This window comes from Verrucomicrobiia bacterium (assembly GCA_019634625.1).
GTDB lineage: Bacteria > Verrucomicrobiota > Verrucomicrobiia > Limisphaerales > CAIMTB01 > CAIMTB01.
This window is the reverse complement of sequence record JAHCBA010000013.1, coordinates 106,407-119,910: the sequence shown is the minus strand read 5'-3', so window position 1 is coordinate 119,910 and position 13,504 is coordinate 106,407. Positions and strand designations below refer to the sequence as shown.

Sequence of the window (13,504 nt, the reverse complement as noted above, 5' to 3'; positions counted from 1 at the left end):
CCCAGGTGGACCCCGGCCCTCTCACCGACATCGCCCTCTGCATCGTGGCGGCCTGGCTCTTTGGCGTGGTCGCCCAGGTGCTCCGCCAGCCCGTCCTCCTGGCCTACCTCGTCGCCGGCTACGTCATCGGGCCCGCCGGGTTCGGGATCGTCACCAACGAGGCCTCCATCGACTCGATCTCCGGTATCGGCCTCCTCCTCCTCCTCTTCGTCATCGGGCTCGAAATCGACCTCAAACGCGTGATCGGCGCCGGACGCCCCATCTTTGTCACCGCCACCGTCCAGATCCTCGGAACCGTCGCCATCGTCCTCGCCTTCTTCACCGCTCTCGACCATCCGCTCGGCAAAGGCCACTTCGAAGCCATCTACCTCGCCGTCGCCGCCGCCGCCAGCAGCACCGTCATCGCCGTCAAGATCCTCACCGACCGCGCCCAACTCGACACCCTCGCCGGCCGCATCACCGTCGGCGTGTCGGTCCTCCAGGACGTCGCGGTCATCGTCTTCCTCGGCATCCAGCCCGCCCTCGACAGCCCCTCGGCCCTGGTCCTCGCCACCACCACCCTCAAAATTGGCATCCTCATCGGGGTGACCCTCGGCGTCAGCCGCTACATCCTGCCCTCCCTCTTCCATCGCGTCGCCACCCTGCCGGAACTGGTCTCAGTCGGCGCCCTCGCCTGGTGCTTCGTCATCGCCGCACTGGCCCATTTCCTCGGCCTGTCCCGCGAGATGGGCGCCCTCGTCGCCGGCGTCGCCCTCTCGACCTTCCCCTATCACCTCGATGTCGCCGCCAAGGTCACCAGCCTCCGCGACTTCTTCATCACGCTGTTCTTCGTCGGGCTCGGCCTCACCATCCCCCCCCCGACCCTCCACGGCATCGGCTGGGCCCTCGTCCTCGCCGCCCTCGTCGTCCTCAGTCGCGCCCTCACCGTCCTGCCGCCCCTCCGCCTCCTCGGCCTCGGCAATCGCGTCGCCTTCCTCGCTTCCATCAACCTGATGCCCCTCAGCGAATTCGCCCTCGTGCTGGTCGCCCTCGGCGTCGAGGCCGGCCATCTCGAACGCGAGATGTTCGCCCCGGTGGTCTATGCCTTCTTCCTCCTCGCCGTGGCCGGAAGCTACGCCATCGCAGCCTCGGACCGCCTCTTTCTCGCCACCGAACCCTGGCTCCGCCGCCTCGGACTCCGCGACCGCCAGTCCGCCCCCGAATCCCGCCCCGCAGACCCCGCGACCCCGGACCTGTTCCTCCTCGGCTTCTACGGCACCGCCAGTTCCCTCCTCGAGGAAATCGCCCGGAACCATCCCGACTGGCTGCCCCGCCTGGCCGTGGTGGACTTCAATCCCGATGTCCATCGCCGACTCGTCCGACGCGGTGTCCATACGGTCTGGGGCGACATCTCCCAGCGCGACACCCTCAAACAGGCCGGCCTCCAGCATGCCCGCGTCGTCCTCTGCACCCTCCCCAATTCCGTCCTTCGCGGCACCGACAACCTCCGCCTCGTCCGCCTCGTCCGTTCCCTCAACCCCGACGCCTGCCTCGTCGCCCATGCCGAGGTCCTCGTCGATGTCCCCCGCCTCCGCGAGGCCGGCGCCACCTTCGTGCTCGTTCCCCGCCTGCGCGACGCCGATGACCTCGTCGCCGCCATCCACGCCGCCGACAACCGGCTCCTCCCCGACCTGATGGCCGCCCTCGAACTCCGCCTGTCCGGACGCCAGGAAATCGTTCCATGAACCCCGACCGCAACCCCGCCCCGCCCCGTCCGCCTGCCGCCGTCCCCCTCGCCGCCTGCCTCGATGCCGCCACCCGCGCCGCACGCGCCGCCGGAGGCGCCATGCGACACCACCTCAACCGCCCCAAGAAGGTCCACTCCGCAACCCGCCACGACATCAAGCTCGAACTCGATGTCCGGTGCCAGCAACGCATCGCCCGCATCCTGCGACGCGCCTTCCCCGACGCCGCCCTCCTCGGCGAGGAAGGCACCGGGGGAAACCCCGACAGCCCCTGGCGCTGGGTCGTGGACCCCATCGATGGCACGGTCAATTTCACCCACGGCGTCCCCCACGCCTGCGTCTCCATCGCCCTCCAGTCGCGGTCCGAAAACGCACCCGCCTTCTCCCCGGCCGGCGCGGCCTACGCCGACGGGTTCGCCACCCGCCTGGGCGTCGTGTATGACCCCTTCACCGGGGAACTCTGGACCGCCACCGACCGCGGCCCAGCCCGCCTCAACGGCCGACCCATCCGCGTCGCCACCACCACCCGCCTGAGCGCATCGATCGTCGCCCTCGGCTTCGCCAAAAGCCGCGCCTCCCTGGAACGGATGCTCCCGCTCTTCCAGCACCTCGTCCACCGGGTCCGCAAGATCCGCATCATGGGCGCCGCCGCCCTCTCCCTCACCTACGTCGCCTCCGGCCGCTTCGATGGCTACGTCGAGAGCGGGGTCCAGCTCTGGGACATCGCAGCCGGCGGCCTTCTCGTGCAGCGCGCCGGCGGGGTCTTCTGGCGTCGCGAGTTGGCCGATCGGTCCGGATATGCGATGCTCGTCGGCCCGGCGCCGCTCCAACGGGCGCTCCGCCGCCTCCCCAACGCCGCCACACCATGATCGTCCGTCCTGATCGCCCCGCCCCGGCCACCGTGTCCGCCCTCGCCGCCCTTCTGCTCGGCCTCGCCCTCCCCGCCCCCCGCGCCCAGGCGACCGATCCCGTCGCGGACGGCCTCTACGCCGACTTCGTCACCAGTGCCGGCAATTTCAGGGCCCGTCTCGAATTCGAACGCGCCCCCCGCACCGTGGCCAACTTCGTCCGCCTCGCCGAAGGCACCCGCGACTGGATCGACTTCCCCGAAGCCCGCCTCGCCCGCCGCCCCTTCTATGACGGCCTCACCTTCCATCGCGTGATCCCCGGCTTCATGCTCCAGGGCGGCTCCCGCAACGGCCAGGGCACCGACGGCCCGGGCTACCGCTTCGCCGACGAGTTCCACCCCGAACTCCGCCACGCCCGGCCCGGCATCCTCTCGATGGCCAATTCCGGCCGCAACTCCAACGGCGCCCAGTTCTTCGTCACCGTCACCAACACCCCCTGGCTCGACAACGGCCACTCGGTCTTCGGCGAAGTCGTCGAGGGCATGGACCTCGTCCACGAACTCAGCAAGGTCCCCACCGGCGTCAACGACCGCCCCGTCCAGCCCCTCATCCTCGAAAGCGTCCGCATCGTCCGCGTGGGCCCGGCAGCCGGGGCCTTCGATCCCGCCCAGGTGACACCCCCGCTCCCGGACGTCAGCCCGGCCGCCTGCGCCATCGAGTTGTCCCCGGCCACCTTCGGCATCCTCCTCCAACCCGCCGCCAACCACACCCAACACGTCTTCTTCTCCACCGACTTCCGGGAGTGGTTCGTGAATTCCTTCGGACCCACCGTCTCGAACCTCACCGCCAACGGTCTCCGCCACGAACCTCAAGGCTTCATCCGCGTCCTCCAGGGCGGCTTCGAGCCTTAGAGCCTGTCTGAAACCCGGTCGCCACGGCCCCCAACCCCTCCCCCCGCGGATCGGCCACCGCCTCCCAGCGCCCGTCCCGTCGCCCGACCGCCTGCGCCGCCCCAAGACTCGGCACCGTTCGCACCCGGTGCCCGCGCGCCTCGAGATCCCCTTCCGCAGCCTCCTCCCACCCGCTCTCCATCACCAGCACGTCGGGACGCCACTGGTGATGCACCCGCGCCGCCGCCAGGGCTTCCTCCGTGGTCGCCCCGAAATCCACCACGGCCACCACCGCCCGCACGGTCTGTGAAATGATCGTCGGCCCGCCCGCCGCCCCCACCGCCAGGACCGGTGCGCCGTCCCGCAACAGCAACGTCGGACTCATGCTCGACAACGGCCGCTTGCGGGGCGCGATCGCGTTGGCCTCCGCACCCACCAGCCCGAAGAAATTGGTCGCCCCCGGCCGCACCGAGAAGTCGTCCATCTGATTGTTCAACAACACCCCCGTCCCCGGCACCACTCCCTTCGATCCGAACGACGTGTTGATCGTCGCCGTCAGCGCCACCCAGTTCCCCGCCGCATCGGCCACCGACAGGTGCGTCGTGTGACGTCTCCCAAACGCATCGCCCTCCCCACCCGCCGGCTGGCCGTGTCCCTCGACCGGCATCGCCCGGTCCATCCGGATCCCTCCCGACAGTTCCGCCCCGTACCCTTCGTCCACCAACCCCCTCGGGACCCGCACGAAGTCCGGATCCCCCAGCCAGTGCGCGCGATCCGCAAAGGCCCGCTTCATCGCCTCGCCCAACACATGCGCCAGATCCGCCGATCCCGCCCCCCATCCGCCCACCTCGAATCCCTCCAGAATCCGCAGGATCTGCCCGACATGCACCCCGCCCGAACTCGGAGGCGGAAATCCCACCACCGTCCAGCCCCGGTACGTCGTAATCACCGGCTCCCGCCACCGCACCCGGTACCGCCTCAAGTCGCGGCGCGTCATCACCCCCCCGTTCTCCCGCATCCAGGCCTCCGTCCGCTCCGCAAACGGGCCCCGGTAAAACCACCGCGTTCCCCGCGCCGCAATGGCCCGATAGGTCGCCGCCAGATCCGGTTGCCGAAGGGTCTCCCCCGCCTCCCACGGACTCCCATCCGCCCGAAGAAAAATCGCCGCGCTCTCCGGAAACCGCCCCAACGCCTCCGCCTCCCCACGCAGCCGCGCGGCATACGCCGGCGTCACTTCAAACCCTGCCTCCGCCAGCGCCGCCGCCCGCTCCAGGCCCCGCGCCATCGGCCACCGGCCATGACGCCGGGACAACGCCTCCAGCGCCGCCAACTGCCCCGGAACCCCCACCGCCAGCGCCCCGGTCAGACTCGCTTCCGGCATCACTTCCCCGCCCCGCACAAACATCTCCCGCGTCGCCCCGGCCGGCGCCGTCTCCCGCCCGTCCAGCGCCACCAACCGTCCCCCGGCCAGATGCGCCACCACAAAACATCCCCCGCCGATCCCCGAGTTGTGGCCATCGACCACCCCCAGCGTCAGGGCCGCCGCCACCGCCGCATCGATGGCATTCCCCCCGGACTGCAAGACTTCCACCGCGGCCCGGGTCGCCAGGGGATGCCCCGTGGCCACCGCACCCAGCTCTTCACCCCATGCCTGTCCGAGGGCCAGCCACGCCAGCCCCACCCATCGCCACCCTTGCCGCATCCTCTTCATCCTCACCGCTGCACCCGCGCCCCGCCGCCCTTCATCAACGACTCGACCTCCTTCCGGTTCGCCATCGAGGTGTCCCCCGGCGTGGTCATCGCCAGGGCCCCGTGCGCCGCCCCGTACTCGACCGCCTTCTGCGGATCGCCCGTCGTCATCAACCCGTAGATCAGGCCGCTGGCAAAACTGTCCCCGCCGCCCACCCGGTCGTGGATCTCCAGATCCGGATACGATCGCGACGAATAAAACGCACCCCCGGCCCAGCAGATGGCGCCCCAGTCGTTCACCGTCGCCGTCTTCGCCGCCCGCAAGGTGGTCCCCACCACCTTGAAATTCGGATAGGTCCGCACCGCCGTCTCGATCATCGCCTTGAACGCGCCGACATCGAGGTGCAGCAGGTTCTCGTCAGCGCCCGCCACCTCGAAGCCCAGCGCCGCCGTGAAATCCTCCTCGTTCCCGATCATCACGTCGATGTACGGCGCAATCCGCCGGTTGACCTCCTGCGCCTTCGCCTGGCCCCCGATGCTCTTCCACAGGCTCGGCCGGTAGTTCAAATCGTAGCTCACCCGCACCCCGTGCCGCTTCGCCGCCTGCACCGCCTCGATCGTCAGGTCCGCCGCGCTCTCGCTCAGCGCCGCAAAAATCCCCCCGGTGTGAAGCCAGCGCACCCCCTCCTTCCCGAACATCGTGTCCCAGTCGAAATCCCCCGGCTTCAACTGGCTCGCCGCCGTGTGGCCCCGGTCCGGCGTGCCCACCGCCCCACGCACCCCGAACCCCCGCTCCGTGAAATTCAACCCGTTCCGCACCGTTCGCCCCACCCCGTCGAAAGGCCGCCACAGCACATGGTCCGTCGCCACCCCGCCCTGCAGGATGAAATCCTCGATGAGCCGCCCCACCTCGTTGTCCGCCAGCGCCGTGCAGACCCCCGTCCGCATCCCGAAACATCGCCGCAGACCCCGCGCCACATTGTACTCCCCGCCCCCCTCCCAAACCTTGAACTCCCGCGCCACCCGCACCCGCGAATCCCCCGGGTCCAGCCGCAGCATGATCTCTCCCAACGCCAGCATGTCCCAACGGACCGAGTCCGCTCTCCGCAACGCCAGATCGATGACCGCCATATCAGTGCCTCTTTCCTGTCCAGTGCCTCTCTCCTGTCAGTTCCCGGCCCGCAAACCCCATTCCGGTCCCGGCCGGCCCCAAACCCTGAAACACCCCCTTCCCCGACTCAAAAGGCCGGACGCATCCGCACGCGTCCGGCCCGAACGATTTCCGGGCTGAACCCCGCCCTACAGGCCTTTGCCCAGCAGGTATTTCACCAGATCGGCGACCCGGCACGAATAACCCCATTCGTTGTCGTACCAGCTCACCAGTTTGAAAAAGCGCTTGTTCAACTCGATCCCCGAGCCCTTGTCGTAGATCGAACTCGACTTGGAATGGATGAAGTCGGTGCTGACCACTTCGTCCTCGGTGTACTCCAGCACGCCCTTGAGATAGGTTTCGCTCGCCTTCTTCATGGCGGCGCTGATCTCCGCGTAGCTGGTGTCCCTGGCGGTGCGCACCGTGAGGTCCACGCAGGAAACCGTCGGGGTCGGAACCCGGAAGGCCATGCCGGTCAGCTTGCCCTTGACCTCCGGGCACACCAACCCGACTGCCTTGGCCGCGCCGGTGGTGGAGGGGATGATGTTGATCGCCGCCGTCCGCCCGCCCTTCCAGTCCTTGCGGCTCGGTCCGTCCACGGTCTTCTGGGTGGCCGTGTAGGCATGGATGGTGGTCATCAGGCCTTCCTCGATCCCGAAGCCCTCCTTGAGCAGGACATGCACCAGCGGCGCGAGGCAGTTGGTGGTGCAGGAGGCGTTGGAAATCACGTGATGCTGCGCCGGGTCGTACTTGTCGTGGTTGACGCCCATCACCACCGTCACGTCCTCGTTCTTCGCCGGGGCCGAAATGATCACCTTCTTCGCGCCCGCCACGATGTGTCCGTAGGCGGATTTCGGATTGTCCTTGGCCGCGTCGGTGAACAGCCCGGTGGACTCGATCACGATGTCCACGCCCAGCTCCTTCCACGGCAGCTCCGCCGGGGTGCGGGCGCTGACCACGCGGATCTCGCTGCCGTCCACCACCAGCACATCGTCGTCCGCCTTGTCCGGCGCCGACTTCTTCGAGGTGACCGTCCCCGCAAACCGGCCCTGGGTGGAGTCGTACTTGACCAGGTACGCCAGGTTGTCTGCCGGCACGATGTCGCCCACCGCGACCACGTTCACGTCCCTGCCCACCAAGCCCTGTTCCACCATCGCCCGGAAGACGAGGCGTCCGATCCGGCCGAATCCATTGATAGCGACATTCACTGGCATCTTTTTTCCTTCGATTTCGAATTGAGAACCGTCAACGGCGGCCATGCTACGCGCCCCCCGTGGACCGTCAATTCCCGCGGGGCCGGCACTTGCGGGGCTTCCCGTTCGCCTCGTGCCGTTCCCTCGCCGAACCTCACCCTCCCCGCCGCCGCCAGGCCATCCACCACCCCAGAATCCGCTTCACCCACGGTGTCAGCCGCGTCCGGTTGTACAGATCCCCCGTCCGGCGAATCGCCTCCGCCTGGGTCGGGTACGGGTGGACCGTCGCCCCCACCGTCTTCAATCCCAGCCGCCCCTTCATGGCCAGCGCGATCTCCCCGATCAGGTCGCCCGCGTGGTCGGCCACCACCGTCGCCCCAATCAGTCGGTCCGTTCCCCTCCGGACATGAACCCGCACCCATCCCTCCGTGGCGCCGTCCAGCACCGCCCGGTCCACCCCGTCCAACGGCTGCGTGAACGTATCCACCGCCACCCCGTGCGCCCCGGCCTCGGACGCGTTCCAGCCCACGTGGGCCAGCTCCGGCGACGTATAGGTGCACCACGGAATGCCCAACGCACCCACCTTCGCCCGCCCTCCGAACAGGGCGTTCTGAATCACCAACCGCGCCATGAAATCCGCCGCGTGCGTGAACTGAAATCGCGAACACACATCCCCGCAGGCGTACACCCGCCGATTCGTCGTCTGCAGCCGGTCCGTCACCGTCACCCCGCGCCCATCCCAACCCACCCCCGCCCGCTCCAGGCCCAGCCCTTCGAGATTCGGCACCCGCCCCGCCGCAATCAGCAACCGGTCCACCCTCTCATCGAACCGCCCGCCCTGGCATTCCCCCGTCAACCGGATCCCGTTCCCATCCCGGCTCACCCGCAGGTCCCGGCCCCCGCAGCAAAGCCGGACCCCGTCACGGACCAGCGCCCGCTCCACCCAGGCCGCCGCCTCCCGCTCCTCCCGGGGCAGGACCCCTGACGCCGCCTCGATCAAGGTCACGTCCGACCCGAACCGCGCGAAGGCCTGCGCCAGTTCGCACCCGATCGGACCCGCCCCGATCACCCCCAGCCGACGCGGCAGTTCCGTCAGCGAAAACAAGGTCTCGTGGGTCAGGAACGGCACTTCCTCCAGCCCCGGAATGGCGGGCGCCGCCGCCCTCGAACCGGTCGCAATCACCGCCCTCGCAAACCGCAGCGTCGTGCCCTCCACCGCCACCCGGTCCATCCCCTCGAACCGGGCACTTCCAAAAAACACATCCACCCCCAACTCGCGAAACCGCGCCGCCGCATCGTGGGAACCCAGGTCCGCCCGCAATCGACGCATCCGCTCCATCACCGCCCCAAAATCCACCGCGATGCCGCCGTCCACCCGAACCCCGAACTCGCCGGCCCCCCGCACCGCCGCCACCGCCCGCGCCGAACGGATCAGGGCCTTCGAAGGCACGCATCCCGAGTTCAGACAATCCCCCCCCAGCAGGTGCCGCTCGACCAGCGCCACCTTCGCCCCCAACCCCGCCGCCGCCGCCGCCGCCACCAGACCCGCCGGCCCGCCCCCGATCACCACCAGATTGTACCGCGCCGCCGGTTCGGGCTTCCGCCAGTCCGCCGGACGCACCCGGTCCCGCAGCCGCCGATTGTGCCCATCCCAGGGCGCCAGGGCCGGCAGACCTTCCGGACCGGAGTCCCGTGGGTGCAGATCGTCCCCCGCGCCATCCCGGAACTTCCCCCCTCCCACGACTCCGCCATCCGGCGCCCTCATGCCCCACCTCCGGTCCGCTGTGCCAGGGCCTGTCGTGCCAGCCGGGTAACCCGCCACGTCACCACCAGGGTCGCAACCAATCCCACACCGTACAGCGCCCATTCCCCCGGCGTCCGTTCCCGCTCCACCAGCCCGTCCCGGGCCAGCGACCCCAGATACACGTACAGCACCGTCCCGGGCATCATCCCGATCCACGAGGCCAGCACGTACTCCTTCAACCGGACCCGCGTCAGCCCGAAGGCATAGTTCAGCAGGGTGAACGGAAACACCGGCGACAGCCGGGTCAACCCCACCACCCGCCAGCCCTCATCCGCCACCGCCCGGTCGATGGCCCGGAACGCCGGCCTCCCCTCCATCGTCCGCGCCACCCGGTCTCGCGCCAGGTAGCGCCCGACCAGAAAGGCCGCCGTCGCCCCCAGCGTCGAGGCCAGCGAGACATAAAGGCACCCCCGCACCACCCCGAACGCGGCCCCCGCCCCCAGGGTCAGCACCGATCCCGGCACCAGGCACACCGTCGCCACCACATAAACCCCCACAAAGATCGCCGGACCCCACACCCCAAGCTCCTCCACCCCGCGCAACACCTGCTCCATCCTTCCCCGCCCATCGCCCATCGCCGCCGCCAGCACCGCCGCCAGCACAATCACCAGCGCCAGGCCCCCCCAGACGCCCCTCCGCCACGCGCCCCTCGTCCGCCCGGGCCTCTTCACCGAATCGTCCATGGCCGACACCATGCCCTCATGAAATCCAGTGACCACCCGAATCCTCGAATTCATGCTTGCTTATTCAATCCATTTCCGGTCCGACTCTCCTCCATGGCATCCCCCTTGAGGCTTCCTCTCGTCCTCGGCATGACCATGGCCTCCGCGGTCGCCCATGCCGGAATCCTGGAATTCCTCCTCGAAGGCAAGGCCGGCTTCGGCCTGCTTCCTGGAAATGAGACCGGCGCTGTTACCGGCGATCCCCCCGGCACCGGCGGCCTCCTCCCCGGTGGCATCACCTACGACACCGAGACCCGGCTCCTCTCCTTCAACATCGGATGGGGTTCCGGCAACGGGTTCACCGATCTGACCGGCGACGCCACCGTCGCTCATATCCACGGCATCGTGCCCGGGGACGATCCGTTCAATGCCAATGCAGGCGTGCTCTATGACACCCACAGCGGTCTCGGCGCCGGCTGGAATCCCTCGGCGACGGACGGCTTCGCCATCGGCAGCGTGACCCTCACCGAGGCGCACGAAACCGCCCTCCTCGAGCACCGGCTCTACTTCAACGTGCACACCACCCTGAACGCTCCCGGTGAGATTCGCGGCAACCTGGTGGTGGTCCCCGAACCCCACGAAAACGCCCTCGCGCTCGCCGGCGCAGCCCTCGCCTGGGCCGGATACCGCCGCCTTCGCCGCCCCACCCGCTCCACCACCTGACCCCCTTCCCGCCTCCCAAACGCCCCCTCTCGCATCGACGCAAACTTCGTGCCTAGGCACGAAGTTTGCGTCGCTTTGCTTCTTCGACCCTCACTTATCTTCTTATCTTATCATGTGCGGCTCTTTATTATTGACTCCAAACTCCCCCAAACTCCCGACCGACGCCCCCAAAATCTCCCATCCAGCCGCAGTAGAGGTGGATGACTTCGTCGCCAGCGTATCCATACCCGTCAAGCAAGGTGTGTCTGTCTTATTAACTTCCCTTCCGCTATCCAAAATCGACGTAACCTCCGTGCATATGCACGCCGTTTCCGTTTATTCTCTCCCCCGTCCGCCACCCCCCTGCCAACCCACTCAACGCCCACTCCCGCCACCGACGCAAAATTCGTGCATATGCACGAATTCTGCGTCGATTTGCTTCCCTGCGCCCAGTGCCCGGCCCCGGCCCTCAAAGACCGGGCCGGCAACCGGCTTCGATGCTGCCCCGCCCGGTTTCACCCTCTACGCTTCGCCTCCATGACCGCCGCGACCACGCCCAGCCCGCCGCCGCACTTCTTCGACCCGCAGGTCAATGGTTACGGCGCCATCGATTTTCAACGGGATGACCTCCCCGAGGAGGCCCTCCATCAGGCCGCCCAAGCCTGGCGCCGCGATGCCGGCAGCCAGTTCCTCCTCACTCTCATCACCGACGATTGGGACCGCATGCTGCGCCGAATGCGTCGCCTCCGCGCCCTGCGGGACGCTGACCCCTTCCTCCGTGACGTCATCCCCGGCTGGCACCTGGAAGGCCCCTTCCTCTCCGCGCAACCCGGATTCCACGGCGCCCACGATCCCGCCCGCATGCGCGACCCGTCACCGTCCGACGCCGACGCTGCCCGGGATGCCGCCGGTTCCGATCCCCTCCTCATCACCGTGGCCCCCGAACGTCCCGGTGCCCTTGCCTTCATCGAACGCGCCGTCCGCCTCGGCATCCGCGTCAGTCTCGGCCACACCGATGCCCCGGCCTCCCGCCTGCGGGACGCCGCCGCCGCCGGTGCCTGCGCGTTCACCCATCTCGCCAACGGCTGCCCGCAGCAACTCGACCGCCACGACAACATCATCTGGCGCGTCCTCGACACCCCGGACCTCCGGGTCGGCCTCATTCCGGATGGCCTCCACGTCTCGCCGTCCCTGTTCCGAATCCTCCACCGGGTCCTTCCGCCCGAACGGATCTACTACACCACCGACGCCATGGCCGCCGCGGGAGCCCCGCCGGGGACGCACACCCTCGGCCACCTCCTTCTTGAAGTCGGCCCGGACGGCGTGGTGCGACAACCCGGCCGCACCAACTTCGCCGGATCCTCCCTCACCCCGTCCCAACTCGCCCAACGTGCCGCCACCATGCTGGGCGAAGCCGCCGGCGGATGCCTGCCGACCGTGCTCGCCCACGGCCTCGATGGATGGTTCCCATCTCCCAAAGCCGGTGTCTCCAAGGCAACCCACTGAAGCTCCACAGGCGGGATTCGGCCGTCTCCGTGGCTTGGTGCCTCTGTGAGAATCCACCTTCCCCATCGATCGCGAGGTGCGTATCGGAACGGAGATACGGAACGATCGAACGACGAAGCTCCTGCCCGATAAGATCAAGCCAGCGCACCCGACCTTGTTGCATGGCTACGGCTAAGACGTCCCGAAATACCAACCCTCCCCCAACCGCTTCAATGACGCCACCGCCGGCGCCCCGTCGAACGCCATGATCCGGTACCGCAATACGAGTGGCTCCTCCGGCACCAGGCGCAGGGCCCCCTTCGCCGTCACGCTGGGATTGATCAGACCAATGCCCGGCACGACATGCCAGGACGTCGGCGGATTCGCCTCCCGACCCGCCACGGCCACGGTTGCCTCCTTCCCGTCCCGGAACTTCAAGTGCAGCCCGTACCAGGGCGCATCCGGCCAGTTCGAGTCCGGGTCGGTGTGGCGCGGACTCGCCCGCCGGACCGCCCCTTCCGGTCCGATGGGCGCCACTGCACCGTCGATGCGGGTGCGGACCGCGAACCCGCCGAATGCCCACCGCGCCACCGTGACCGGCGCGTCCACCGTCAGCCGAGTCACATAATCGAGGACCGTTGCCCCCTCCCGGAACGCCAGCGTCACCCGGACCTCCTCGAGAACCATCCTGCGCGCCCCGGCCTTCCACGCGTTGGTGGCACGGAATCGGGCCACGCCCAGCGTCGGAGGCAACCCCTCCACAGTGACGTTCTCGATGCGCCGCCCCGCGGTGGGCGCAGGTTCGCCCCAGCCCCAGAAATCGGCCGCATCCGTTCCCCGCATCTCGACCCATCCCAGAAACACCCCCCGATGATGCCGGTGATCGGCCGGCCCGACCTCCGTCACCACCGTTCCGGCCGGCGTGGTCACGGGATGCAGATAGCCGCCGCTCTCCACCGAGGCACCGCCCCTGGCCGGCTTCCGCAGTTGGTACCGCAGCAGCTCCCGCGGCCCGTACGTCAACCGCAGGGACTCCTGATCCCGGGCCCACGCCAATTCCGCGGTCGCCTGGGTCCCGTCTCCCCCACCCACGGTCCCCACCGCGCCCGGCACGGGCAGCGCCGAACCGACGGCTCCCACCCCGAGCGTCGAGCCCAACATCCTCAGAAATCCGCGCCGACCCACCTTCGCCGATAAACCATCCTTGAAACCAAGAGGCATGGCGAAGCGTTACCCGCCCTCCCGCCCCGACGCAACAGCGCTCCCCTCGGATCCGGGCACTGGCAGTGCATCCCGGAGTTATGGGTGAGAAGACAGCGCATCGGAGGGACGAGCTCCGCGAGTCCTCGACCCAACG

General features: G+C 68.8%; 10 protein-coding genes and 1 pseudogene. 5 read left to right on the top strand and 6 right to left on the bottom strand.

The annotated features are described in order from the left end of the window. Positions 1 to 5 precede the first annotated feature (5 nt). From KF833_10185 to KF833_10175, 3 genes and pseudogenes are all read left to right on the top strand, one after another. The gene (locus tag KF833_10185; protein ID MBX3745664.1) at positions 6 to 1,724 is read left to right on the top strand and encodes a cation:proton antiporter; all 1,719 of its coding nucleotides are present in this window, start codon (positions 6 to 8) and stop codon (positions 1,722 to 1,724) included. Beyond that, complete coding sequence (locus tag KF833_10180) at positions 1,721 to 2,593, top strand: inositol monophosphatase (GenBank protein ID MBX3745663.1); 873 nt, start codon at positions 1,721 to 1,723, stop codon at positions 2,591 to 2,593. The genes KF833_10185 and KF833_10180 overlap by 4 nt, the downstream gene beginning before the upstream one ends. Continuing rightward, positions 2,590 to 3,201: pseudogene (locus KF833_10175) on the top strand (peptidylprolyl isomerase). Before KF833_10180 ends, KF833_10175 begins: the two are co-directional and overlap by 4 nt. 247 nt (positions 3,202 to 3,448) lie before the next feature. Here KF833_10175 and ggt read toward each other — a convergent pair. The 5 genes from ggt to KF833_10150 all read right to left on the bottom strand — a co-directional run bounded on the left by ggt (position 3,449) and on the right by KF833_10150 (position 9,981). Continuing rightward, complete coding sequence (gene ggt / locus KF833_10170; GenBank protein MBX3745662.1) at positions 3,449 to 5,164, bottom strand: gamma-glutamyltransferase; 1,716 nt, start codon at positions 5,162 to 5,164, stop codon at positions 3,449 to 3,451. An 11-nt stretch (positions 5,165 to 5,175) separates the two neighbouring features. Further along, a complete protein-coding gene (locus tag KF833_10165) occupies positions 5,176 to 6,282 on the bottom strand; it encodes a sugar kinase (protein ID MBX3745661.1) in 1,107 nt (368 codons plus the stop codon). A gap of 168 nt (positions 6,283 to 6,450) precedes the next feature. After that, positions 6,451 to 7,515, bottom strand: coding sequence for a type I glyceraldehyde-3-phosphate dehydrogenase (gap, locus tag KF833_10160; protein ID MBX3745660.1), 1,065 nt, complete (start codon positions 7,513 to 7,515; stop codon positions 6,451 to 6,453). A gap of 133 nt (positions 7,516 to 7,648) precedes the next feature. Beyond that, positions 7,649 to 9,259, bottom strand: coding sequence for a mercuric reductase (locus KF833_10155; GenBank protein MBX3745659.1), 1,611 nt, complete (start codon positions 9,257 to 9,259; stop codon positions 7,649 to 7,651). After that, on the bottom strand, positions 9,256 to 9,981 hold the full coding sequence (locus KF833_10150) for a TVP38/TMEM64 family protein (protein MBX3745658.1): 726 nt from the start codon (positions 9,979 to 9,981) through the stop codon (positions 9,256 to 9,258). The genes KF833_10155 and KF833_10150 overlap by 4 nt, the downstream gene beginning before the upstream one ends. Positions 9,982 to 10,074: 93 nt before the next feature. Here KF833_10150 and KF833_10145 point away from each other — a divergent pair, with 93 nt between their 5' ends. Together KF833_10145 and KF833_10140 are read left to right on the top strand one after the other, a co-directional pair. Further along, entirely contained in the window at positions 10,075 to 10,683 is a 609-nt protein-coding gene (locus KF833_10145) for a CHRD domain-containing protein (protein MBX3745657.1), read from the top strand. 516 nt (positions 10,684 to 11,199) lie between these two features. After that, on the top strand, positions 11,200 to 12,168 hold the full coding sequence (locus tag KF833_10140; protein MBX3745656.1) for an N-acetylglucosamine-6-phosphate deacetylase: 969 nt from the start codon (positions 11,200 to 11,202) through the stop codon (positions 12,166 to 12,168). A 171-nt stretch (positions 12,169 to 12,339) separates the two neighbouring features. Here KF833_10140 and KF833_10135 read toward each other — a convergent pair whose 3' ends face one another. After that, positions 12,340 to 13,308 (bottom strand): PmoA family protein, encoded by a 969-nt coding sequence (locus tag KF833_10135; GenBank protein ID MBX3745655.1) that lies wholly within the window; start codon positions 13,306 to 13,308, stop codon positions 12,340 to 12,342. Positions 13,309 to 13,504: the final 196 nt, after the last annotated feature.